At 63.0% G+C, this 23391-nt stretch carries 17 protein-coding genes, 1 tRNA gene and 3 pseudogenes; 17 read left to right on the top strand and 4 right to left on the bottom strand.

Annotated features, from left to right (window positions below; translation table 11 throughout):
• Nucleotides 1-2: 2 nt before the first annotated feature.
• From RSPPHO_RS00300 to RSPPHO_RS19540, 4 genes are all read right to left on the bottom strand, one after another.
• Nucleotides 3-1259, bottom strand: coding sequence for a ferredoxin:protochlorophyllide reductase (ATP-dependent) subunit N (locus RSPPHO_RS00300; protein WP_014413289.1), 1257 nt, complete (start codon nucleotides 1257-1259; stop codon nucleotides 3-5).
• On the bottom strand, nucleotides 1256-1744 hold the full coding sequence (bchF, locus tag RSPPHO_RS00295; protein ID WP_041793600.1) for a 2-vinyl bacteriochlorophyllide hydratase: 489 nt from the start codon (nucleotides 1742-1744) through the stop codon (nucleotides 1256-1258). Before bchF ends, RSPPHO_RS00300 begins: the two co-directional genes overlap by 4 nt.
• Nucleotides 1745-2113: 369 nt before the next feature.
• Entirely contained in the window at nucleotides 2114-2950 is an 837-nt protein-coding gene (locus RSPPHO_RS00290; RefSeq protein WP_041793599.1) for a TIGR00282 family metallophosphoesterase, read from the bottom strand.
• A 13-nt stretch (nucleotides 2951-2963) separates the two neighbouring features.
• On the bottom strand, nucleotides 2964-4271 hold the full coding sequence (locus RSPPHO_RS19540; RefSeq protein ID WP_157879026.1) for a hypothetical protein: 1308 nt from the start codon (nucleotides 4269-4271) through the stop codon (nucleotides 2964-2966).
• Between RSPPHO_RS19540 and RSPPHO_RS00285 the strand changes: the two are divergent.
• The 17 genes and pseudogenes from RSPPHO_RS00285 to epmA all read left to right on the top strand — a co-directional run.
• A pseudogene (locus RSPPHO_RS00285) lies at nucleotides 4272-4970 on the top strand (EF-Tu C-terminal domain-related protein); the annotation flags it as partial.
• A gap of 199 nt (nucleotides 4971-5169) precedes the next feature.
• A tRNA-Trp gene (locus tag RSPPHO_RS00280) sits at nucleotides 5170-5245 on the top strand.
• Nucleotides 5246-5361: 116 nt separating this feature from the next.
• The gene (gene secE, locus RSPPHO_RS00275) at nucleotides 5362-5559 is read left to right on the top strand and encodes a preprotein translocase subunit SecE (RefSeq protein ID WP_014413285.1); all 198 of its coding nucleotides are present in this window, start codon (nucleotides 5362-5364) and stop codon (nucleotides 5557-5559) included.
• A 4-nt stretch (nucleotides 5560-5563) separates the two neighbouring features.
• Nucleotides 5564-6094, top strand: coding sequence for a transcription termination/antitermination protein NusG (gene nusG / locus RSPPHO_RS00270; protein ID WP_041793598.1), 531 nt, complete (start codon nucleotides 5564-5566; stop codon nucleotides 6092-6094).
• Nucleotides 6095-6249: 155 nt separating this feature from the next.
• The gene (rplK, locus tag RSPPHO_RS00265; protein WP_014413283.1) at nucleotides 6250-6678 is read left to right on the top strand and encodes a 50S ribosomal protein L11; all 429 of its coding nucleotides are present in this window, start codon (nucleotides 6250-6252) and stop codon (nucleotides 6676-6678) included.
• 4 nt (nucleotides 6679-6682) lie between these two features.
• On the top strand, nucleotides 6683-7384 hold the full coding sequence (gene rplA, locus RSPPHO_RS00260) for a 50S ribosomal protein L1 (RefSeq protein ID WP_014413282.1): 702 nt from the start codon (nucleotides 6683-6685) through the stop codon (nucleotides 7382-7384).
• A 319-nt stretch (nucleotides 7385-7703) separates the two neighbouring features.
• Entirely contained in the window at nucleotides 7704-8222 is a 519-nt protein-coding gene (rplJ, locus tag RSPPHO_RS00255; RefSeq protein ID WP_014413281.1) for a 50S ribosomal protein L10, read from the top strand.
• A gap of 58 nt (nucleotides 8223-8280) precedes the next feature.
• Nucleotides 8281-8655: a 50S ribosomal protein L7/L12 gene (rplL, locus tag RSPPHO_RS00250; protein WP_014413280.1), complete on the top strand. Its 375-nt coding sequence runs from the start codon at nucleotides 8281-8283 to the stop codon at nucleotides 8653-8655.
• A 225-nt stretch (nucleotides 8656-8880) separates the two neighbouring features.
• Nucleotides 8881-10932: a DNA-directed RNA polymerase subunit beta gene (gene rpoB, locus RSPPHO_RS21640; protein WP_014413279.1), complete on the top strand. Its 2052-nt coding sequence runs from the start codon at nucleotides 8881-8883 to the stop codon at nucleotides 10930-10932.
• Entirely contained in the window at nucleotides 10889-13063 is a 2175-nt protein-coding gene (gene rpoB, locus RSPPHO_RS21635) for a DNA-directed RNA polymerase subunit beta (RefSeq protein WP_339325393.1), read from the top strand. The genes rpoB (RSPPHO_RS21640) and rpoB (RSPPHO_RS21635) overlap by 44 nt, the downstream gene beginning before the upstream one ends.
• A gap of 129 nt (nucleotides 13064-13192) precedes the next feature.
• Nucleotides 13193-14029: pseudogene (locus RSPPHO_RS18525) on the top strand (DNA-directed RNA polymerase subunit beta'); the annotation flags it as partial.
• A 61-nt stretch (nucleotides 14030-14090) separates the two neighbouring features.
• Nucleotides 14091-17726, top strand: a complete 3636-nt coding sequence (rpoC, locus tag RSPPHO_RS00230; protein WP_081581598.1) for a DNA-directed RNA polymerase subunit beta' — start codon at nucleotides 14091-14093, stop codon at nucleotides 17724-17726.
• A 627-nt stretch (nucleotides 17727-18353) separates the two neighbouring features.
• Nucleotides 18354-18725: a 30S ribosomal protein S12 gene (rpsL, locus tag RSPPHO_RS00225; RefSeq protein ID WP_041793595.1), complete on the top strand. Its 372-nt coding sequence runs from the start codon at nucleotides 18354-18356 to the stop codon at nucleotides 18723-18725.
• 15 nt (nucleotides 18726-18740) lie between these two features.
• Nucleotides 18741-19211 carry a 30S ribosomal protein S7 gene (rpsG, locus tag RSPPHO_RS00220; RefSeq protein WP_014413275.1) on the top strand — a complete coding sequence of 157 codons (471 nt, stop codon included), beginning with the start codon at nucleotides 18741-18743 and terminating at the stop codon, nucleotides 19209-19211.
• 32 nt (nucleotides 19212-19243) lie between these two features.
• Nucleotides 19244-21322, top strand: coding sequence for an elongation factor G (gene fusA / locus RSPPHO_RS00215; protein WP_014413274.1), 2079 nt, complete (start codon nucleotides 19244-19246; stop codon nucleotides 21320-21322).
• 30 nt (nucleotides 21323-21352) lie between these two features.
• Nucleotides 21353-22213 (top strand): annotated as a pseudogene (gene tuf / locus RSPPHO_RS19535) (elongation factor Tu); the annotation flags it as partial.
• Nucleotides 22214-22235: 22 nt separating this feature from the next.
• Nucleotides 22236-23306 carry an EF-P lysine aminoacylase EpmA gene (gene epmA, locus RSPPHO_RS00205; RefSeq protein ID WP_014413273.1) on the top strand — a complete coding sequence of 357 codons (1071 nt, stop codon included), beginning with the start codon at nucleotides 22236-22238 and terminating at the stop codon, nucleotides 23304-23306.
• The last annotated feature ends 85 nt before the right edge of the window (nucleotides 23307-23391 follow it).

Genomic DNA, 23391 nt, shown 5'->3' with positions numbered 1-23391 from the left:
CATCACACCTTCAAAAGAGCGCGGCGCGCGAGCGGGCGGGCAAACAGACCGGCCAGGTCCCCCGCCTGATCGTAGCCATGCACCGGAGAGAACACGAGTTCGATCGACCACTTGGTGGTCAGGCCTAAGGCCTCCAGCGGGTTGGCAAGGCCAAGGCCGCACACCGTGAGGTCAGGGCGCTTGGCGACCACGCGCTCCCACTGGCGATCCACATCCTGGCCCTCGCTGACCAGGGCAGGGTCGCCCAGCAGCTCGAGATCGGGGGTGACAAGCTGGCGGTTAAGGTAGGGCGTGCCCACCTCGACCGGCACCATGCCCAACTCGCGCTTAAGGAAGCGGGCCAGCGGAATCTCCAACTGGGAATCCGGGAAGAAAAACAGGGTCTTGCCGTCGAGGGTCTCACGCACCCGGGCCAGGGCCTGACGGGCGCGCTCGCGGCCCGGGGCCACCACGGCTTCAAAGCGGGCCGGATCCACCCCAAAGGCGTCGGCCGCCGCCTTGAGCCAGAGGGTGGTGCCCTCCTCGCCAAACGGAAACGGCGCCATCAGGCGGGTGCAGCCGCGCCGCTCCAGCAGCCGCACGGTCTCGCCGACAAAGGGCTGGGCGGCCAGCACCACGGTCTGCGGCCCGATGGCCGGCAGGGCCTGACTGTTGCGCGGCGGCAAGAAGCGCACGGGAATGCCCAGGTCCTTGAACAGCCGGGCGAACTGGTCCTCGACCACGTCGGCGAGGCAGCCAACCACCAAAAGCGACTTGCCCTCGTCGGCCGGCGCGGCGGGCAGACGGGGCAGCAAGGCGGCGAGACAGGTGTCCTCGCCCTGGGTGAAGGTGGTCTCCAGCCCCGAGCCGGTATAGGCCAGCACCCGGGTACGCGCGCCAAAGCGACCATCCAGACGCTGGGCGGCGCGGTCAAGGTCGATCTTGATCACCTCGGACGGGCAGGAGCCCACCAGGAACAGCATGCGGATATCGGGCCGACGCTCCAAGAGGCGCTCGACCACCCGGTCGAGCTCGTCTTGGTGGTCGTTCATGCCGGCGAGATCACGCTCCTCCAGCACGGCGGTGCCAAAACGCGGCTCGGCGAAAATCATCACCCCAGCCGCCGACTGCATCAGGTGGGCACAGGTGCGCGAGCCCACGATCAGGAAAAAGGCATCCTGAATCTTGCGATGCAGCCAGACCACGCCGGTCAGGCCACAAAAAACGCTCTGCTGGCCGCGCTCGCGCGTGCCCGCGTCACAGGGCGTCGCGGCCGTCATGAGGACGCTCCCTCAAGCGCTGCCTTGCGCTCGGCCTCGGCCTGCAAGCGGGCGGCGCGCAGCTTGATCAGGAACTGGCCGGCGTTGATGACGTAGGTCGCATAGGCGGCGAGCGCCAGCAGCATCTGGCCCTGGGCGTCGAGCCAGCCGAAGAACACCGCGCCCAGATAGGCGGTGTGCAGGGCCAGCACCAGCATGCTGAACACGTCTTCCCAGAAAAAGGCCTCGGCGAACAGATACTTGCCGAACACCACCTTCTCCCAGATCGAGCCGGTGATCATGATGGTGTAAAGCACCAAGGTCTTGAGCACGACCGACCCGGTCGCCCAGGCCAGCCCCTCGCCGGTCGCCAAATAGCGCAGCACCAGCCCCAGGCTCACCAGGAAGACCAGGAATTGAAGGGGGGCAAGGATGCCCTGCACCAGCGTCCAGGCCGACTGGTCGCGCCGTTCACGCTGTTCGGGGGTATAGAGGGGTTTGTGCACCGTATCTCCGCCGCTTCCTGACTGTGTCCCTTGAGCCGCCCGGGGCACCGCCGGAGCCTGTGCGTCCCGTGATCAGGACGCCTCCGTCAAGCGCAAGACCCCCAACCCTGGGTGCTGGGGGACTTCCCCCTGCTCTCCCAGGACACCGGCCCAGGGCGCGAAGTCTAGCCACCGCTGAAAGCGCGTGTCAACGTTAAGAACGGTAAATCTCTTTTATCAAGGGACTTTAGCGGCTTTCCTGGAGACCTGCTGCCCCGCCGCAAAATAGCCCGAGTCGAAACTCACACGCACGCCCCTGGTTCTAAACCGAAAGGGCTCCCAAGACGCGGAGCCCCCCAAAAAACACCCGCGCCCTGTGCTTTGCTCCCCTCAGTCGGCGGCCAGCGGCAAGACCCCCTCGGGCAGCGCCGGCGCCAGCCGCCCGCCAACGCGCACGGGCCAGCACTCACGTGCCAAGCCTGTTTGGTCATCGGTGCGCACCAACAAGCCGCAAATGGTGGCTTCGCCCTCGGCCGGCGACAGGCGCTCGGTCGGCGTCTTGCGGGTGAAGCGATGCACGGCGGGTCCGGGCACCATGCCGATCACCGAGTTGTAATCGCCACACATGCCGGCATCGGTCAAATAGCCGGTGCCCCCGGCCAAAACGCGAGCGTCAGCGGTCGGCACGTGGGAATGCCCCCCCACCACCAGGGACACCCGCCCATCGCAATGGTGGCCGAGTGCCATTTTTTCGCTGGTCGCCTCGGCGTGGATATCGACCACCACGGCCTGAACCGTCACCCCCAGCCGGTGGCGCGAGAGAATCTCGTCCACGGCGCGAAACGGGCAGTCGATGGGATCCATGAACAGCCGGCCCATGACCTGGATGACCAGAGCCTTGCGCCCGCGCCCCACCTCAACCACCACATGCCCCACCCCGGGCGTCCCCGGCGGAAAGTTGGCCGGCCGCAACAAGCGGTGCTGACGGTCGATGTAAGGCAGGATCTCGCGCTGGTCCCAGACGTGGTTGCCGGTGGTCACCACATCGACCCCCCCAGCCAGAAACTCGTCGGCCTGTTTGGCGCTGATGCCAAAGCCGTGGGCCGCGTTCTCGCCGCAGACCACCACCAAGTCGGCCTCGTAGCGCCGCCGCAAATCGGGCAGCACCCGCAACAGGGCTTCCCGACCACAGCGGCCCACCACGTCGCCAAAATACAGGATGTTCATCAGACAGGTTCCTTCAGGCAAAGGGGCGGGGCCATCCGGTCGGGAAAGGCAGAGGGAAAGAAAGAAAAAGGCTGGGGAGGCGCGGCCTCCCCAGCCCCCTCGGTCTCTTGGATCCTTCGTAAACGAGGGGTGTTAAATTTGAGAGACGAACAAGCGTAACTTTATCAAATGACTGATCTGAGTGTAACTCGATTGCGTCATGGAGGCCTTTTGTCCATCCTTCTTCTGTCCCTGGACACACGACGCAGATACCCAGATCTTTGATTGAAGAGAAAGGTTGTTGATCTGCGGCAACAGGAACTGCATTAATAAATGCAGCGTTTATAAGTAAATTAAGCGTCTTAAATGGAAGGTTTCCAGTAGCTTTGGTTGGCGGATGGATAATAATGTCAGGGTTTATTGTCCGCAAACGCCCTAATAAAAGTCCGTAGTTCATGCTTTTTTCAAAGCGATGAACTTCGACGTTAGCGCTGAAATCAAAGTCTATTTCTTTAGATGATACTATGTAGCATTCAATTCTTCGGCTTTCTGCAATATTATTAATTGCAGGTACGACAATTTTTGAGAACCCATCAATTCGGTGATCCCCACCAAAAACACAGATTTTTATACTGTTAATAGCCCCCGTTGTGAAAATTAAAGGATAAACCATAGGCTTGTCTGAGAATAAACCAAGGGGTGGTGTAACCGGGGGATAGTAATAAACATTTTCATGAATCTTATTGATCTTAAACCAGTCCCGCATCGTCTCTGTAGACGATAGAACTCCTTTGAATAACTTCAAAATCTTTCTATGTTCTTCAATAATGAACTCCTCTCCATGTTCCTCTAGAGATGGATTYTCAGCCCAAAGAGCAAAATGGTTATCATCTGTAAACCAGTACAGAGGGACTTTTATGCGTTTTCCAAATTCGATCCAATCGGCATATCCTTTGAGACCGCGTGTGAAAATAACCGCAGTCGCTCCAACCATTTCTTCTGGTCTGCCCTTCCATGAAGCATAATCAATGACACGCACTCTTTGCGATATTTTCGCGGGCAAATAGTCAAAATAGAGGCTGCGAGACGGACCGTGGTCTGCTGTTACGACTAAAATTTGTCCATCACTGGGAATATCCGAGTTTATTTCAAGAGAAATTTCCGATGACTTTACGTAATCGTGCCACCAAAATTTGCTTTTGAAAGAACTACCTATTTCCTTGATAATAGACTGGCTAGTTTTGCTCATATCCTCGGGGATATAAGTTATATCATAATCTCCAAATAATTCGAGGCGAAGAAGTTCATTTCGGGGGCGGCGCATCCATTCTTCACACAACACGGCGACGATATTCCCATCGTCAAGGGCTCGGCCCTGTGCGCCCTGGAAGGCACCGACGAGAAGCTGGGTCGCGAGGCGATCAACGCTTTGATGGCCGCCGTGGATGCCTACATTCCGCAGCCGGACCGTCCCAAGGACAAGCCCTTCCTGATGCCGATCGAAGACGTGTTCTCGATCTCGGGTCGTGGCACCGTGGTGACCGGTCGCGTGGAGCGCGGCGTGGTGAAGGTGGGTGAGGAAGTCGAGATCGTCGGCATTCGTCCGACCGTCAAGACGACCTGCACCGGCGTTGAAATGTTCCGCAAGCTGCTCGACCAGGGCGAAGCGGGCGACAACATCGGCGCCCTGCTGCGTGGCACCAAGCGCGACGACGTGGAGCGCGGTCAGGTTCTGGCCAAGCCCGGCTCGATCACGCCGCACACCGAGTTCAAGTGCGAGTGCTACATTCTGACCAAGGAAGAAGGGGGCCGTCACACGCCGTTCTTCTCCAACTATCGTCCGCAGTTCTACTTCCGCACCACCGACGTGACCGGAACGATCGAACTGCCGGAAGGGACCGAGATGGTGATGCCGGGCGATAATATCGCCATGAAGGTGAACCTGATCGCCCCGATCGCGATGGATGAAGGTCTGCGGTTTGCGATCCGCGAGGGTGGCCGCACGGTTGGCGCTGGTGTTGTTGCGTCGATCCTGAAGTAAGAATTTGGGAGATCCCCGCTCCCGAAAAAAAGAGCGGGGATCGAAAAAAAAGAGTTGACCCTACCTACTGGAGCCGCTAAATAACGGCTCCCCGATCGAAAGCCAGATCGATCGAGTTTTGGTAGGTTCGTTAGTCCAAAGACACCCGGTTGTCTTTGGAACGGGCCACCCGGGATCCGCCGGGTGTCACGGCCGCTGGAGGGGTGTAGCTCAACTGGTAGAGCACCGGTCTCCAAAACCGGGGGTTGCGGGTTCGAGTCCTGCCGCCCCTGCCACGGCCGCCGCAGTCCGTTCGGGCTTGTACCGGACCTTAAGCCCGACTCAACCGCGCCCGTCGGCCTTGGAAGGATAGGTTCCAAGCGCAGGCGGTTCGCCATTTCGGAACCGCAGGATGACCAGGACCAGCCCAGGCCAGTACGTCCGTCAGGTCCGTCAGGAAATCGCCAAGGTGACCTGGCCATCGCGCAAGGAAGCCTCCATTTCCACGGCCATGGTGTTTATCATGGTTGCGCTGGCGGCGACTTTTTTCCTTTTTGTCGATTTTCTGTTGGCCGAAGGCGTTCAGCTTCTCTTTGGCTTGGGAGTGTGAGCGCGTGGTCGCCCGCTGGTATGTGATTCACGTCTATTCGGGGTTTGAGAACAAGGTCGCCCAATCCATTCGGGAGCAGGCGACCCAAAAGGGCATGGACTCGTTGATCGAGGAAGTGCTGGTTCCCTCGGAAGAGATTGTTGAAGTTCGTCGTGGGGCTAAGGTCAACGCCGAACGCAAGTTTTTCCCCGGCTACGTGTTGGTCAAAATGGATTTGACCGACGATACGTGGCATCTCGTGAAGAACACGAGCAAAGTGACCGGGTTCCTGGGCGGGCGGGGGCGTCCGTCGCCCATTACCGATCGCGAGGCCGAGCGCATTTTGCACCAGGTCCAAGAAGGCATCGACCGGCCCAAGCCGTCGATCGTCTTCGAGGTGGGCGAGCAGGTGCGGGTGTGCGACGGCCCCTTCACCAGCTTCAACGGCTTGGTGGAGGAAGTGGACGAAGAGCGCGCGCGCCTCAAGGTGTCGGTGTCGATTTTTGGCCGCTCGACCCCCGTGGAACTCGAATACACGCAGGTGGAAAAGATCTGATCCTCCTCCCGGTCGCGAGAGCGCGGCGGGGTGGGAGGGGCGGGCCTCGGCATTGTCTTCGAGGCCGGCTCAGCGTGGGAGGTTTGCTCCGAAGACCTGGGGCGACCGCACCACGGCCCTTCGGGCATTCCTGAACTAAAGGACCGAGGTCAATCATGGCAAAGAAGATCACGGGCTACGTCAAGTTGCAGATCCCGGCTGGTAAGGCGACGCCGTCGCCCCCCGTGGGTCCGGCGCTTGGTCAGCGTGGCCTTAACATCATGGAATTCGTGAAGGCGTTCAACGCGGCCACCCAGAACATGGAGCCGGGCACGCCGACGCCGGTGATTATCACCGCGTATGCCGACCGTACCTTCACCTTCATCACCAAGACCCCGCCGATGACCTACTTCCTCAAGAAGGCGGCGGGCATCACCAGCGGTTCGACCACGCCGGGCAAGGGCACGGTCGGCACGGTGACCATGGCGCAGATCCGCGAGATCGCGGAAAAGAAGATGCAGGACCTGAACTCTCCGACCGTTGAGTCGGCCATGCAGATGGTCATCGGCTCCGCGCGCTCGATGGGTCTGAAGGTGGAGGGCTGAGGTCATGGCGAAGCTGGGCAAGCGTTTGAAGAAGGCCGCCGAGGGCATTGATCCCCTGGCGCAATACGATCTGGCGCAGGCCGTGGGCATGGTGAAGGCCCGCGCCGTTGCCAAGTTCGACGAGACCATTGAGATCGCCCTGGCGCTGGGCGTTGACCCGCGTCACGCCGACCAGATGGTGCGCGGTGTTGTCGGTCTGCCGCACGGCACCGGCAAGACCGTGCGCGTCGCCGTCTTCGCCAAGGGCGACAAGGCCGAGGAAGCCAAGGCCGCCGGCGCCGACGTGGTGGGTGCCGACGATCTGGCCGCCACCATCCAAGGCGGCACCATCGACTTCGACCGCTGCATCGCCACTCCCGACATGATGGGCGTGGTCGGCCGTCTGGGCAAGGTGCTGGGCCCGCGCGGCCTGATGCCGAACCCCAAGCTGGGCTCGGTGACCATGGACGTGGCCGGGGCCGTGCGCGCCGCCAAGGCCGGTCAGGTGCAGTTCCGCGTCGAGAAGGCCGGTCTGATCCACGCCGGTGTCGGTCGCGCCTCGTTCTCCGAAGAGCAGCTGCTCGACAACATCCGCGCCTTCGTGGATGCCATCGTCAAGGCGAAGCCGACCGGGGCCAAGGGCACCTACATGAAGCGCGCCGCGCTGAGCTCGACCATGGGGCCGGGCGTCAAGCTGTCGGTCAGCTCCCTGATCAGCGGCGCCTGAGTTTGACTTTCCCCCCGTCTCCTGGATCCAGGGGGCGGGGGAGCCGGCGATCTCCGGGGTTTCCGGGATCGCCAGCCTGTCCAAGACCGCCGGTGTTTCTCCTCTTGGGGAGGGCTTGAAGGGCTGCGGCCCGCCAGCGCAGACGGGAGGAAACCCCCTGAGTTCATGGGCAACCGGGACTGGGGACGACTTCCGGGGCAGGTTCACCCCCGCGTCCATGGGGCCTTCGGGCCCCAAAGAGGCGGGATTTTGAGGGCAACCAGCCGGTGCCCGGGTCCTCGTACGAGGGGTCGGCGGCGGCCAGGAAGCGGAGATTACCGTGAACCGGGAAGAAAAGAAGGAGCTGATCGCCGAGCTGTCGGGCCTCTTCGGAAGCACCACCACCTGCATCGTCACCCACTACAAGGGCATGACCGTTGCGGAAGTGGAGAAGCTTCGTCGGGAGATGCGCGCGGCCGGTGCCTCGTTCCGCGTCACCAAGAACCGGATCACGCGTCTTGCCCTCGAGGGTACGTCGTTTGAAGGGATTGCCCCCCTGTTCGTCGGCCCCACCGCGATCGCCACGTCGGTCGATCCGGTGGCCGCGGCCAAGGTCTGCGTCGAGTATGCCAAGAAGAACGACAAGCTCGTGATTCTCGGCGGCTCCATGCAGGGCAAGCTGCTGGACACGCAGGCGATCGACGCGCTGGCCAAGCTGCCGTCGCTCGACGAGCTGCGCGGCAAGCTGCTGGGCATGATCAATACCCCGGCCACGCGCATTGCCGGCGTCCTCCAGGCGCCTGCCGGCCAGTTGGCCCGGGTCTTCAACGCGTATGCCACGAAGGACGAGGCCGCCTGATCGCGGTCCCCCCTTTACCCATCGGAAGTCCGACCTTAAATCTACGGAGTAGTGTAAAATGGCCGATCTCGCCAAGCTCGTGGAAGAGCTGTCCGCCCTGACGGTTCTGGAAGCGGCTGAACTGAGCAAGATGCTCGAAGAGAAGTGGGGCGTGTCCGCCGCCGCTCCGGTGGCCGTTGCCGCCGTTGCCGCTGCCGAAGCCGCCCCGGCCGAGGAAGAGAAGACCGAGTTCGACGTCATCCTCGAAGATGCCGGCGACAAGAAGATCAACGTCATCAAGGAAGTCCGCGCCATCACTGGCCTGGGCCTGAAGGAAGCCAAGGACCTGGTCGAAGGCGCTCCGAAGCCCGTCAAGGAAGCCGTGTCCAAGGATGACGCTGCCAAGATGAAGAAGCAGCTGGAAGAAGCCGGCGCCAAGGTGTCGGTGAAGTAAGGCCCCGTTTTCGGGCAGCCCTGACAGGCCGGAGGGAGGGAACGCCGCACGCGCTCCTTCCGTCCGGCCCTGCGGCGTTTATACTGTTGAGGAATTTTCCCGGGGTTTGTCCGGGCCGGCGCTTCAGCCAGCGACGGTGTTTAAGCGGTTTTTTGAGAAGACGGTCAAGGGGGATCCCTCTTGATCCAGGCGGACCAGCACGGTGCGAGCGAGTGAGGAGCGGTTATGACCATGTCGTTGACCAGTCGGAAGCGCATTCGGAAGGACTTCGGCCGGATTCCGACCGTGGCTCCCATGCCCAACCTGATCGAGGTTCAAAAAAGCTCCTATGACCAGTTCCTGCAAATCGGGGTGCCGCAAGACGTCCGCACCGATACCGGCTTGCAGGAAGTCTTCAAGTCCGTCTTCCCCATCAAGGACTTTTCCGGCAAGGGCGAACTGGAGTTCGTGTCCTATGAGCTAGAAGAGCCGAAGTATGACGTGGACGAGTGCCAGCAGCGCGGCATGACCTTCGCCGCCCCCCTCAAGGTGACCTTGCGCCTTGTGGTGTGGGACGTGGATGAGGAGACCGGCTCGCGCTCGATTCGCGACATCAAGGAGCAGGACGTCTATATGGGCGACATGCCGCTCATGACGTCCAACGGCACCTTTATCATCAACGGCACCGAGCGCGTCATCGTCTCGCAGATGCACCGCTCGCCCGGCGTGTTCTTCGACCACGACAAGGGTAAGACCCACTCCTCGGGCAAGTACCTGTTCGCGGCCCGGGTGATCCCCTATCGCGGGTCGTGGCTGGATTTCGAGTTCGACGCCAAGGACCTCGTCTACGTGCGCATCGACCGCCGGCGCAAGCTGCCGGCGACCACCTTGCTCTATGCCCTGGAAGGCAAGATCAGCGAGATGCTGCGCGCCGAGCGGGCCGCCGAGGGGCGCTCGGTGGATCCGGCCGAACTGCCCGGCATGACCGCCGAGGAAATCCTCGACTTCTTCTATGAGAAGCTGACCTTCAACCGCGACGAAAAAGGCTGGAAGGTCGCCTTCACCGCCGATCGCCTGCGCGGCGTCAAGCTGGTGCACGACCTGATCGACGCCCGCACCGGCGAGATCAAGCTCGAAGCCGGCACCAAGGTCACGGCGCGCGCCGCGCGCAAGCTGGCCGAGGACGGCATGACCGAGATGCGCGTGTTCACCGAGGAACTGGTGGGCCGCTATGCCGCCGAGGATATGATCAACGAGGACACGGGCGAGATCTACGCCGAGGCCGGCGACGAACTCACCGAGGCCATGCTCTCCGAGATGGAAAAGGCCGGCTTCACCGAGCTGCGCGTCTTGCACATCGACCATGTCAACGTCGGCCCCTACATCCGTAATACCCTGATGGTGGACAAGAACACCAGTCGGGAAGAGGCGCTGATCGACATCTATCGCGTGATGCGTCCGGGCGAGCCGCCGACCCTGGAGACCGCCGAGGCCTTGTTCCGCGGCCTGTTCTTCGACGCCGAGCGCTATGACCTGTCGGCCGTCGGCCGCGTGAAGATGAACGCCCGCCTGGGCTTCACCATGCAGGAGGTGCCCGACACCGCCCGCGTGCTGCGCAAGGACGACATCTTGCACATCCTGCGGGTGCTGGTCGAACTGAAGGACGGGCGCGGCGAAATCGACGATATCGACCACCTGGGCAACCGCCGGGTGCGCTCGGTCGGCGAACTGATGGAAAACCAGTACCGGGTCGGCCTGCTGCGCATGGAGCGCGCGATTCGCGAGCGCATGAGCAGCGTGGATATCGACACGGTCATGCCCCATGACCTGATTAACGCCAAGCCGGCGGCGGCGGCGGTGCGCGAGTTCTTCGGCTCGTCCCAGCTTTCCCAGTTCATGGACCAGACCAACCCGCTCTCCGAAATCACCCACAAGCGCCGCCTGTCGGCCCTGGGCCCGGGCGGTCTGACCCGCGAACGCGCCGGCTTCGAGGTGCGCGACGTGCACCCGACCCACTACGGCCGCATCTGCCCGATTGAGACGCCGGAAGGCCCGAACATCGGTCTGATCAACTCGCTCGCCACCTACGCCCGCGTCAACCAGTACGGCTTCATCGAGGCGCCCTATCGCAAGGTGGAGGACGGCCAGGTGACGGACGAGGTCGTCTACATGTCGGCGATGGAGGAAGGCCGCTACATCGTGGCCCAGGCCAACCGCCCCGCTGACTCCCGAAGGCCGGTTCGTCGAAGACTTGGTGTCCTGCCGCAAGGCCGGCGACTACGAGATGGTGGCCCCTAAGGAGATCCACTACATCGACGTGTCGCCCAAGCAGTTGGTGTCGGTGGCCGCCGCGCTCATCCCCTTCTTGGAAAACGACGACGCCAACCGCGCCCTGATGGGATCGAACATGCAGCGTCAGGCCGTGCCCTTGGTGCGCGCCGAGGCGCCCTATGTCGGCACCGGCATGGAAGCGGCGGTGGCGCGCGATTCGGGCGCGACCATTTCGGCGCGCCGCGCCGGCGTGGTGCAGCAGGTAGACGCGACCCGTATCGTGATCCGGGCCACCGAGAACCTGCGCGCGGCCGAATCGGGCGTGGATATCTATCGCTTGCAGAAGTTCCAGCGCTCCAACCAGAACACCTGTATCAACCAGCGCCCGCTGGTGAAGGTGGGCGACGTGGTGAGCCGGGGCGACATTCTGGCCGATGGTCCCTCGACCGACATGGGCGAGCTGGCGCTGGGTCGGAACGTGCTCGTGGCGTTCATGCCGTGGAACGGCTACAACTTTGAGGACTCCATCCTCATCAGCGAGCGCATCGTGCGCGATGACGTGTTCACCTCGATCCACATCGAGGAGTTCGAGGTCATGGCCCGCGATACCAAGTTGGGCCAGGAGGAAATCACCCGCGACATTCCCAACGTCGGCGAGGAAGCCCTCAAGAACCTCGACGAGGCGAGCATCGTTTACATCGGCGCCGAGGTGCAGGCCGGCGACATCTTGGTGGGCAAGGTCACGCCCAAGGGCGAAAGCCCGATGACCCCGGAAGAAAAGCTGCTGCGCGCCATCTTTGGCGAAAAGGCCTCGGACGTACGCGATACGTCCTTGCGCATTCCGCCCGGCGTCACCGGCACCGTGGTCGAGGTGCGGGTGTTCAACCGGCGCGGCGTGGACAAGGACGAGCGCGCCATGGCCATCGAGCGCCAGGAGATCGAAAGCTTGGCCAAGGACCGCGACGACGAGCGCGCCATTTTGGAAGGCTCGTTTGCGCGTCGGCTCAAGGGCTTGCTGCTGGGCCAGACCGTGGTTGGCGGTCCGCGCGGCATGAGCAACGGCATTCAGATCACCGACGAGGTGCTGGCCACCTACACGGCGGCCCAGTGGCGCCAGATTGCGGTCGAGGACGACACGGCGGCCCAGGGCATTGAAGACCTGAAGAAGGCCTACGAGGAATCCATCGGCAAGATCCAGGAGCGCTTCGAGAACAAGGTCGAAAAGCTCCAGCGCGGCGACGAACTGCCGCCCGGCGTGCTGAAGATGGTCAAGGTCTTCGTCGCGGTGAAGCGCAAGCTGCAACCGGGCGACAAGATGGCCGGTCGCCACGGGAACAAGGGCGTGATCTCCAAGATCAATCCGATCGAGGACATGCCCTATCTCGAGGACGGCACCTACGTGGACATCGTGCTCAACCCCCTGGGCGTGCCGTCGCGCATGAACGTGGGGCAGATTCTCGAAACCCACCTGGGCTGGGCCTGCCGCGGCCTGGGCGCCCAGGTGGCCGAGCTTCTGGCCGGGGTCAAGCGCGGCGAAACCGAGATGGGCTTGCTGCGCGAGCGGCTCGACGACATCTACGGCCCGCGCCACGCCCAGGACGATCTGGCCCAGATGAGCGACGAGCAGGTGCGCGATCTGGCCCATAACCTGCGCAACGGCGTGCCGATCGCCTCGCCGGTGTTTGATGGCGCGCGTGAATCCGACATTTGCGATATGCTGCGTAAGGCGGGGCTCGATCCGTCGGGTCAGGTCACCCTGCGCGACGGTCGCACGGGCGAGACCTTCGACCGTAAGGTCACGGTGGGCTACATCTATATGTTGAAGCTGCACCACTTGGTGGACGACAAGATCCACGCCCGCTCGATTGGGCCCTATTCACTCGTCACCCAGCAGCCGCTGGGCGGCAAGGCCCAGTTCGGCGGCCAGCGCTTCGGGGAAATGGAAGTGTGGGCGCTCGAAGCCTATGGCGCCGCCTACACCTTGCAGGAAATGCTCACGGTCAAGTCGGACGACGTGTCCGGCCGCACCAAGGTGTACGAGGCGATCGTCAAGGGCGACGACACGTTCGAAGCCGGCATTCCCGAAAGCTTTAACGTGCTGGTCAAGGAAATGCGCTCGCTGGGCCTCGACGTCGAGTTGGGCCAGAGCAGCTATTAAGACTGGTGATCTCGTCGGCGCGCCGGGCCCCAAGGGCTTCCGGCGCGCGGGCGGCACGTCCGGAATGAGTGGGGCGCGGATCCCGTTTTTCACACCGCGCCCGCCGCGAACAGGCGGGAGAAGGCAGGCATGAACGAACTCACCAAAATCTTTGGTCAGGTTTCCGGCACCCAGTCGTTTGACCAGATCAAGATTTCCATTGCCAGCCCGGAGAAGATCCGGTCTTGGTCCTTCGGCGAGATCAAGAAGCCGGAGACCATCAACTACCGGACCTTCAAGCCGGAACGGGACGGCCTGTTCTGCGCGCGGATCTTCGGGCCGATCAAGGATTATGAGTGCTTGTGCGGCAAGTACAAGCGCATGAAGTATCGCGGCATCATCTGCGAAAAGTGCGGCGTGGAAGTCACGCTGTCCAAGGTGCGGCGCGAGCGCATGGGCCACATCGAACTGGCCGCGCCGGTTGCCCACATCTGGTTCATGAAGTCCTTGCCGAGCCGGGTCGGTCTGCTGATCGACATGACTCTGAAGGACCTGGAGCGCGTTCTCTACTTCGAAAACTACGTGGTGATCGAGCCCGGCCTGACGCCGCTCAAGCTCCACGAAATGCTGACCGAAGAACAGTTCCAGCGCGCCCAGGAAGAGTACGGCCAAGACAGCTTTACTGCGGGCATCGGCGCCGAGGCCATCCGCGACATGCTGATGGCCATCGACCTGGAGGTCCTCAAGGAGGACATGAAGGCCGAGTTGCGCGAGACCACCTCGGAGGCCAAGCGCAAGAAGCTGGTCAAGCGTCTCAAGATCGTGGACGCCTTCTTGGAGTCAGGTTGCCGGCCGGAATGGATGATCATGGAAGTGATTCCGGTCATCCCGCCCGAACTGCGCCCGCTGGTGCCCCTCGACGGCGGCCGCTTTGCCACCTCGGACCTCAACGACCTGTACCGCCGCGTCATCAACCGCAACAACCGTCTGAAGCGGCTGATTCCAGCGCGCCCAGGAAGAGTACGGCCAAGACAGCTTTACTGCGGGCATCGGCGCCGAGGCCATCCGCGACATGCTGATGGCCATCGACCTGGAGGTCCTCAAGGAGGACATGAAGGCCGAGTTGCGCGAGACCACCTCGGAGGCCAAGCGCAAGAAGCTGGTCAAGCGTCTCAAGATCGTGGACGCCTTCTTGGAGTCAGGTTGCCGGCCGGAATGGATGATCATGGAAGTGATTCCGGTCATCCCGCCCGAACTGCGCCCGCTGGTGCCCCTCGACGGCGGCCGCTTTGCCACCTCGGACCTCAACGACCTGTACCGCCGCGTCATCAACCGCAACAACCGTCTGAAGCGGCTGATCGAACTGCGCGCCCCTGACATCATCATCCGCAACGAAAAGCGCATGCTCCAGGAGTCGGTGGATGCGCTGTTCGACAACGGCCGGCGTGGCCGGGCGATCACGGGCGCCAACAAGCGGCCGCTCAAGTCGCTGTCCGACATGCTCAAGGGCAAGCAGGGTCGCTTCCGTCAGAACCTGCTGGGCAAGCGCGTGGACTACTCCGGTCGTTCGGTGATCGTGGTGGGCCCGGAGCTCAAGCTGCACCAGTGCGGCCTGCCCAAGAAGATGGCCCTCGAACTGTTCAAGCCCTTTGTGTACTCCAAGCTGGAACAGTACCACTACGCGACCACCATCAAGGCGGCCAAGCGCATGGTGGAAAAGGAGCGTCCCGAGGTCTGGGATATCCTGGAAGAGGTCATCCGCGAGCACCCGGTGATGCTCAACCGCGCGCCGACCCTGCACCGCCTGGGTATTCAAGCCTTCGAGCCGGTGCTGATCGAAGGTAAGGCGATCCAGCTTCACCCGCTGGTCTGTACCGCGTTCAACGCCGACTTCGACGGTGACCAGATGGCCGTGCACGTGCCGCTGTCGCTGGAAGCGCAGTTGGAAGCGCGCGTGCTGATGATGTCCACCAACAACATCCTCTCGCCCGCCAACGGTAAGCCGATCATCGTGCCGACCCAGGACATCGTGCTGGGGCTTTATTACCTGACCTTGGAACGCGAGGGCGAGCCGGGCGAAGGCATGGCCTTTGGCACCATCGCCGAGATCGAGCACGCCTTGTTCTCCAAGACCGTGAGCCTCCAGGCCAAGGTCCGCTCGCGCCTGCATACCGTGGACGAGACCGGCGCCCCGGTGATCCGCACCGTCGAGACCACGCCGGGCCGCATGCTGCTCTCCCAGTTGCTGCCTCGCCACCCGGCCTTGCCGTTTAGCCTGATCAACCGTCTGCTGCGTAAGAAGGACATCACCGACGTCATCGACTCGGTGTACCGTCACTGCGGCCAGAAGGAGACGGTCATTTTCTGCGACCGCGTCATGGCGCTCGGCTATGCCCACGCCGCGCGGGCCGGCATCTCGTTTGGCAAGGACGATCTGGTGATCCCGCCGACCAAGGAAGGTCTGGTGGCCGCCACCGAAGCCGAGGTCAAGGAGTTCGAGCAGCAGTACCAAGACGGTCTGATCACCCAGGGCGAAAAGTACAACAAGGTCATCGACGCCTGGTCGCACTGCACCGACAAGGTGGCCGACGAGATGATGAAGGAGATCGCGAAGATCGAGCCAGGCCGGCCGGTCAACTCGGTCTACATGATGGCCCACTCCGGTGCCCGTGGCTCGGCGGCGCAGATGAAGCAGCTTGCCGGTATGCGCGGCCTGATGGCCAAGCCGTCGGGCGAGATCATCGAAACGCCGATCGTGTCGAACTTTAAGGAAGGCCTGACCGTGTTGGAGTACTTCAACTCCACCCACGGCGCCCGCAAGGGTCTGGCCGACACCGCCTTGAAGACCGCGAACTCGGGCTACCTGACCCGTCGTCTGGTGGACGTCGCCCAGGATGCCATCATCGTCATCGACGATTGCGGCACCACGCGCGGCATCACCGCCATGCCGGTGGTGGAAGGCGGCCAGATCATCGCCTCGCTCGGCGAGCGCGTGCTGGGACGCACGGCGGCCGAGGATGTGATCGACTCGTCGGGCGCCCTCATCATCGCCAACAACAAGCTCATCGACGAACGCGATGTCGAGCTGCTGGAGCGGGCCGGCATCGAGCAGGTGCGCATCCGCTCGGTGCTGACCTGCGACGCCGAGGGCGGGATCTGCGGCAAGTGCTATGGCCGCGATCTGGCGCGCGGCACCTCGGTCAACATCGGCGAGGCGGTCGGCGTGATTGCCGCCCAGTCGATCGGCGAGCCGGGCACCCAGCTCACCATGCGTACCTTCCACATCGGCGGCGCCGCCCAGCGGGGCGCCGAACAGTCGAGCGTGGAAGCGGCCTTCGACGGCAAGATCGTCGTGACCAACCGTCAGGTCGTGAGCAACTCCGAGGGCGTGCTGATCGTCATGGCCCGGAACTGCGAAGTGGCCATCACCGACGACGCCGGGCGCGAAAAGGCCCGCTACCGCGTGCCCTATGGCTCGCGCTTGCTGACCGACCATGGCCGCGACGTGACCAAAGGCGCCAAGCTGGCCGAGTGGGACCCGTACACCCTGCCGATCATCACCGAGCGCGAGGGCTATGCCCGCTACAACGACTTGGTGGAAGGTGTCTCGGTGCGCGAGGTTGTGGACGAGGCCACCGGCATTGCATCGCGCGTGGTGGTCGAGTGGAAGAACCAGCCCAAGGGCTCGGATCTGAAGCCGCGCATCACCTTGCATACCGAGTCCGGCGAGGCGGTCTTGCTCGGCAACGGGCTGGAGGCGCGCTACTACATGTCGGTGGATGCCATCTTGTCGGTGGAAAACGGCCAGAAGGTTCACGCCGGTGACGTGCTGGCTCGTATCCCTCGCGAAGGCTCCAAGACGCGTGACATCACCGGTGGTCTGCCGCGTGTGGCCGAACTCTTTGAGGCCCGCAAGCCCAAGGACCACGCCATCATTTCGGAAATCGACGGGCGCGTGGAGTTCGGCAAGGACTACAAGAACAAGCGCCGCTTGCTGGTTGTGCCCGAGGATGGGGATCCGGTGGAATACCTGCTGCCCAAGGGCAAGCACTTGACCATTCAGGAGGGGGATTTCGTTCGCAAGGGCGACGCCCTGATGGATGGCAACCCGGTGCCGCACGATATCTTGCGCGTGATGGGCGTCGAGGCACTGGCCAATTACTTGATCAAGGAAATCCAGGACGTTTATCGTCTGCAAGGCGTGAAGATCAACGACAAGCATATTGAAGTGATCGCTCGCCAGATGTTGCAGAAGGTCGAGATCACCGAACCCGGCGACACCACCTTCTTGGTGGGKGAACTGGTGGATCGGGTGGATTACCAGATCGAAAACGAAAAGACGTTGCGCGAGAACGGCCGCCCGGCTGGGGCGATCCCGGTCTTGCAGGGCATCACCAAGGCCTCGCTGCAAACCCACTCCTTCATCTCGGCGGCTTCGTTCCAGGAGACGACGCGCGTGCTGACCGAGGCGGCGGTGTCGGGCAAGAGCGACGACTTGGCGGGTCTCAAGGAGAACGTCATCGTGGGCCGTCTGATCCCGGCCGGGACGGGCGCCATGATGAACCGCCTGCGGGCTGTGGCGGCGCGCCGCGATCGCGAGGTGGAGGCTACCCGGGCCGCCGAGCTGCCCCGCTTGGTCGATCTGAACGAGTCGCCGGCGCCGGAGGTGCCCCCGGCGGCGTAACGCGAAAAGGGGGGGCCAATTCATAAAAGAAAGCGACGGTCTGGAGGCGTCAGCCTCCAGGCAGGCGCTTGGGGGCGGCAGCCCTCAAGAGTCGAGGCTGGCCCCTCTCGTGTTGCGAGGCCCCCGGACGCGTCTTGTCGTTCCGGGGGCTTTTTTTCGCCTTGCGGAAAAAAAAGAAAGGCGGAACGCCGAGTCTTCACGGGAAAGACGTCAGGAAAGTGTTGATTGGCTCTTAACGACAGCGTAGAAAGGTCGCCCCGGTGCATTGGGCGACACCAGCGTTGCCGCGATGCCTGGGGACCTGGGTTGGAACCAGCGTAGCCCAACCGTTTTCCCTTGACGAAGACGGGGCGCATCCTTATGATGCCGCCTCTCTCAGTCGGCGGCGGTAGGCGCACATCCCGGATGGGTTGCCCTAGACGCGTTGATTGAGTCTCGCTTCTGGCCGCTCGGCCGGTGTATTGAGGCAGCTGGACGAACCCGGGCCCTGATGGGTCGGTCTCCGGCCGCCGGCACAATCGTATCGTCGCGACCCCTCGCCGCTCGGGCGACGCGCCCGAGCCTTTGTCGTGATGGTTCTGTTGTTTTTTAACGCGTATTTTGGGTGGCCTTGAGAAGGGACGTTCGATGCCGACGATCAATCAGCTCATCCGCAAGCCCCGTCGAGCGGAAGGCAAGCGCAACAAGGTGCCGGCCATGCAGGCCTGCCCGCAGAAGCGCGGAGTCTGTACCCGCGTTTATACTACGACGCCGAAGAAGCCGAACTCGGCCCTTCGTAAGGTCGCGCGCGTGCGGCTGACCAACGGTTTCGAGGTCACGAGCTACATTCCGGGTGAAGGGCACAACCTTCAGGAGCACTCCGTGGTGATGATCCGCGGCGGCCGCGTGAAGGACCTTCCGGGTGTTCGGTACCACATCATCCGCGGTGTCCTGGATACCCAGGGCGTTAAGGACCGTCGTCAGCGTCGTTCGAAGTACGGCGCGAAGCGTCCCAAGTAAGAGATCGAGGAAGCCATGTCCCGTCGTCGCGCAGCGGAAAAGCGTGAAGTTCTCCCCGACGCCAAGTTCGGTGATGTCGTTGTTGCCAAGTTCATCAATTCGGTGATGCTGGAAGGCAAGAAGGGCGTTGCGGAGAAGATTGTCTACGGTGCCTTCGATCGCATTCAGGCCAAGACCGGTCAGGATCCGCTGAAGGTTTTTCATGACGCCATTGACAACGTGAAGCCCGCCGTTGAGGTGCGTTCGCGTCGTGTTGGTGGTGCGACTTATCAGGTTCCCGTGGAAGTCCGTCCAGACCGGCGCCAGGCGCTGGCCCTGCGCTGGCTGATCGATTTTGCGCGCAAGCGCTCGGAAACCACCATGATCGATCGCCTGACTGGCGAGTTTCTGGATGCGTCATCGAATCGCGGTGGCGCGGTGAAGAAGCGTGAGGATACGCATCGCATGGCCGACGCCAACAAGGCGTTCAGCCACTACCGCTGGTAACCCCACGAGATCCGGACAGAGAGTTAGGCGGCATGACACGCGACACCCCGCTGGAACGCTATCGTAATATCGGCATCATGGCCCACATCGATGCCGGGAAGACGACGACCACCGAGCGTATTCTGTACTACACTGGCAAGTCCCATAAGATCGGCGAAGTCCACGACGGCGCCGCGACGATGGACTGGATGGAGCAGGAACAGGAACGCGGCATCACCATCACCTCGGCGGCCACCACGGCGTTCTGGGCGGACCACCGAGTCAACATCATCGACACCCCGGGCCACGTGGACTTCACCATTGAGGTGGAGCGTTCCTTGCGTGTGCTGGACGGCGCCATTGCCGTGTTCGACTCGGTGGCCGGCGTCGAGCCGCAGTCCGAGACCGTGTGGCGTCAGGCGGACAAGTACGGCGTGCCCCGCATGTGCTTCGTCAACAAGATGGACCGCATGGGGTCGAACTTCTATCGGTGCGTTGACATGATCGTGGACCGCCTGGGTGCGCGTCCGCTGGTCATCAACCTGCCGATCGGGTCCGAGGCCGAGTACGTGGGCCTCGTGGATCTGGTGAAGATGAAGGCCATCATCTGGCGTGGCGACGATCTGGGGGCCTCGTTCGACGAGGTCGAGATCCCGGCCGACATGCAAGACAAGGCCCTGGAATACCGCGAGAAGCTGATCGAGACTGCGGTCGAGGTCGATGACGCCGCCATGGAAGCCTACTTGGAGGGCAACGAGCCCGACGAGGCGACCTTGCGGGCGTGCATCCGCAAGGGCACCATCGAGATGAAGTTCGTGCCGGTTCTGAACGGCTCGGCCTTCAAGAACAAGGGCGTGCAGCCCATGCTCGATGCCGTGGTGGACTATCTGCCGTCGCCGCTCGACGTGCCGCCGATTCGTGGCGTGCTGCCCGACAGCGACACCGAAGTGCACCGCCTGTCCTCGGACGACGAGCCGTTTGCGGCGCTGGCCTTCAAGATCATGAACGATCCGTTCGTGGGCTCGCTGACCTTCGCGCGCATCTACTCGGGGCGTCTGGAGTCCGGCTCCTACGTCATCAACACGGTGAAGAACAAGCGCGAGCGTATCGGCCGCATGCTGCTGATGCACGCCAACAACCGTGAAGAGATCAAGAGCGCGGCGGCTGGTGACATCGTGGCGCTGGTCGGTCTCAAGGACACGACCACGGGCGATACCCTGTGCGATCCGGCCAAGCCTGTGATCTTGGAGCGCATGGAGTTCCCCGAGCCGGTGATCGAGGTGGCGGTCGAGCCCAAGACCAAGGGCGACATCGAGAAGATGGGCTTGGCGCTGGCGCGTCTGGCGGCCGAAGATCCCTCGTTCCGCGTGTCCACCGACTCCGAGTCGGGTCAGACCGTGATCAAGGGCATGGGCGAACTGCACCTGGAAATCATCGTCGATCGCATGCGGCGTGAGTTCAAGGTGGAGTGCTCGGTGGGTGCCCCGCAGGTGGCCTATCGCGAGACCATTTCCAAGACCTACACGGTCGATTACACCCACAAGAAGCAGTCGGGCGGCTCGGGTCAGTACGCGAAGGTGTCGATCACCTTCGAGCCGTTGACCCCGGGATCCGGCTACCAGTTCGAGAGCAAGATTGTCGGCGGTTCGGTGCCCAAGGAATACGTGCCGGGCGTCGAAAAGGGCTTGGCCTCGGCGATCGATACCGGCGTGATCGCTGGCTTCCCGGTGACCGATCTGAAGGCCACCTTGGTGGACGGCGGGTATCACGACGTGGACTCCAGCGTGCTGGCCTTCGAAATCGCGGCGCGTGCCGCGTTCCGCGAGGGTCTGCCCAAGGCCGGGCCGAAGCTGCTGGAACCGATCATGCGCGTCGAGGTGGTGACCCCCGACGAGTATATGGGCGACATCATCGGCGATCTGAACAGCCGCCGGGGTGCCGTTTCCGGGATGGACCAGCGCGGCAATGCCCGCGTCGTTTCGGCCAGCGTGCCTCTGGCCAACATGTTCGGTTACGTGAACAACCTGCGTTCCATGTCCCAGGGCCGGGCGCAGTACACGATGCACTTCGACCACTACGCCGAAGTGCCGAATAACGTGGCCGAAGAAATTCGCAGCAAGATGGCCGGCTGACGTCCGCGAGCCGACGACGGAGAGAGAAGTATGTCGAAAGAAAAGTTTGAGCGCAGCAAGCCGCACTGTAACGTCGGCACCATTGGTCACGTTGACCATGGCAAGACCACCCTGACCGCCGCCATCACCAAGGTGCTGGCCGAGTCGGGCGGCGCCAAGTTCCAGGCCTACGACCAGATCGACAAGGCCCCGGAAGAGCGCGCCCGTGGCATCACGATCTCGACCGCCCACGTTGAGTACGAGACGGCCAACCGTCACTACGCCCACGTGGACTGCCCGGGTCACGCCGACTACGTGAAGAACATGATCACCGGCGCGGCCCAGATGGACGGCGCGATCTTGGTGGTGTCGGCCGCGGACGGCCCGATGCCCCAGACCCGCGAGCACATCTTGTTGGCCCGTCAGGTCGGCGTGCCGGCCCTGGTGGTGTTCCTCAACAAGTGCGACATGGTCGATGACGAGGAGCTGCTGGAGCTGGTGGAACTGGAAGTTCGCGAGCTGCTGTCCTCCTACGACTTCCCGGGCGACGATATTCCCATCGTCAAGGGCTCGGCCCTGTGCGCCCTGGAAGGCACCGACGAGAAGCTGGGTCGCGAGGCGATCAACGCTTTGATGGCCGCCGTGGATGCCTACATTCCGCAGCCGGACCGTCCCAAGGACAAGCCCTTCCTGATGCCGATCGAAGACGTGTTCTCGATCTCGGGTCGTGGCACCGTGGTGACCGGTCGCGTGGAGCGCGGCGTGGTGAAGGTGGGTGAGGAAGTCGAGATCGTCGGCATTCGTCCGACCGTCAAGACGACCTGCACCGGCGTTGAAATGTTCCGCAAGCTGCTCGACCAGGGCGAAGCGGGCGACAACATCGGCGCCCTGCTGCGTGGCACCAAGCGCGACTCCCCGCCAAAGGACCCCTGCCATGCCCCCTTCCTTGCCCCCCTACCATCCCGAGGCCTTTGCCCGGCGCCGACCTTATCTGCTGGTGCGAAGCCGGGTTCTGGCGGCCCTTCGGGCGTTTTTCGCGGCGCGCGGTGCCTTGGAGGTGGACACCCCGGCCCTTCAGGTCAGCCCCGGGCTGGAGCCGCATTTGATGGCCTTCAAGACCCGGCTCGACGGTCCGTTTGGCCAGGGCAAGCGCGATCTGTACCTGCACACCTCGCCTGAGTTCGCCATGAAAAAAATCCTGGCGGCCGGCGAGCCTGCGATTTTTCAGATTGCCCACGTTTTTCGCAATGGCGAGCGCAGCCCAACCCATCACCCCGAGTTCACCATGCTGGAATGGTATCGCGTCGGGCAGAGTTTTAGCGCGCTGATGGACGAGACCGAAGCCCTGGTGGCGGCCGTGGCCCGTGCCGCCGGGACCGACGTGCTGCACTGGAAAGGCCAGACCTTCGATCCCTTCGGCCCCTGGGAGCGCCTCAGTGTGTCCGAAGCCCTGGCGCGGCACACCGGCATCAACCTCCCGCCCCTCCTTGATCACGCTGTTACCCTCAGCGGCCAGCCTCACGAGCCCGATCCCGGCCCGCTGGCCGCCGCGGCCCAGACGATTGGCGTGCGCACCGAGCCCCAGGACCGCTTCGAGGATGTGTTTTTCCGCATTCTCCTCGACCGGGTCGAGCCCCACCTCGGCCACGAGCGGCCGTGCTTTTTGTATGGCTATCCCCTGTGCATGGCGGCGCTCTCACGCCCTGACCCCGCCGACCCCCGCTTTGCCGAGCGCTTCGAGGCCTATGTCGGCGGCTTGGAACTGGCCAACGCCTTTGGCGAACTCACCGATCCCGTCGAACAACGCGCCCGCTTCGTCGCCGACATGGATGTCAAGGAGCGCCTCTACGGCGAGCGCTATCCCCTCGACGAAGCGTTTCTGGAGGCCTTACACCAAGGCCTGCCGCCGTGTTGTGGCAGTGCCTTGGGGGTGGATCGGCTGGTGATGCTGGTCAGCGGCGCGCGCCACATTGACGACGTCCAGTGGATGCCCGTCGTCTCCTAGCTCAAGCAACGAGGGGTCTGGGGAGGCCGCGCCTCCCCGGCCTTTTCTCTCTCAAAAAGCAGGCCGGGAAGGCCACGCCTCCCCA

The organism is Pararhodospirillum photometricum DSM 122 (assembly GCF_000284415.1).
GTDB lineage: Bacteria > Pseudomonadota > Alphaproteobacteria > Rhodospirillales > Rhodospirillaceae > Pararhodospirillum > Pararhodospirillum photometricum.
This window is presented reverse-complemented; position numbering and strand designations above follow the sequence as displayed.

What these genes read in the sequence shown, in the direction of transcription:
- RSPPHO_RS00300 (WP_014413289.1), bottom strand. Translation starts at nt 1,259, where the DNA reads ATGACGGCCGCGACGCCCTGTGACGCGGGCACGCGCGAGCGCGGCCAG.
- RSPPHO_RS00290 (WP_041793599.1), bottom strand. Translation starts at nt 2,950, where the DNA reads ATGAACATCCTGTATTTTGGCGACGTGGTGGGCCGCTGTGGTCGGGAA.
- secE (WP_014413285.1), top strand. Translation starts at nt 5,362, where the DNA reads ATGACCAGGACCAGCCCAGGCCAGTACGTCCGTCAGGTCCGTCAGGAA.
- rplK (WP_014413283.1), top strand. Translation starts at nt 6,250, where the DNA reads ATGGCAAAGAAGATCACGGGCTACGTCAAGTTGCAGATCCCGGCTGGT.
- rplA (WP_014413282.1), top strand. Translation starts at nt 6,683, where the DNA reads ATGGCGAAGCTGGGCAAGCGTTTGAAGAAGGCCGCCGAGGGCATTGAT.
- rplL (WP_014413280.1), top strand. Translation starts at nt 8,281, where the DNA reads ATGGCCGATCTCGCCAAGCTCGTGGAAGAGCTGTCCGCCCTGACGGTT.
- rpoB (WP_014413279.1), top strand. Translation starts at nt 8,881, where the DNA reads ATGACCATGTCGTTGACCAGTCGGAAGCGCATTCGGAAGGACTTCGGC.
- rpsL (WP_041793595.1), top strand. Translation starts at nt 18,354, where the DNA reads ATGCCGACGATCAATCAGCTCATCCGCAAGCCCCGTCGAGCGGAAGGC.
- rpsG (WP_014413275.1), top strand. Translation starts at nt 18,741, where the DNA reads ATGTCCCGTCGTCGCGCAGCGGAAAAGCGTGAAGTTCTCCCCGACGCC.
- fusA (WP_014413274.1), top strand. Translation starts at nt 19,244, where the DNA reads ATGACACGCGACACCCCGCTGGAACGCTATCGTAATATCGGCATCATG.
- epmA (WP_014413273.1), top strand. Translation starts at nt 22,236, where the DNA reads ATGCCCCCTTCCTTGCCCCCCTACCATCCCGAGGCCTTTGCCCGGCGC.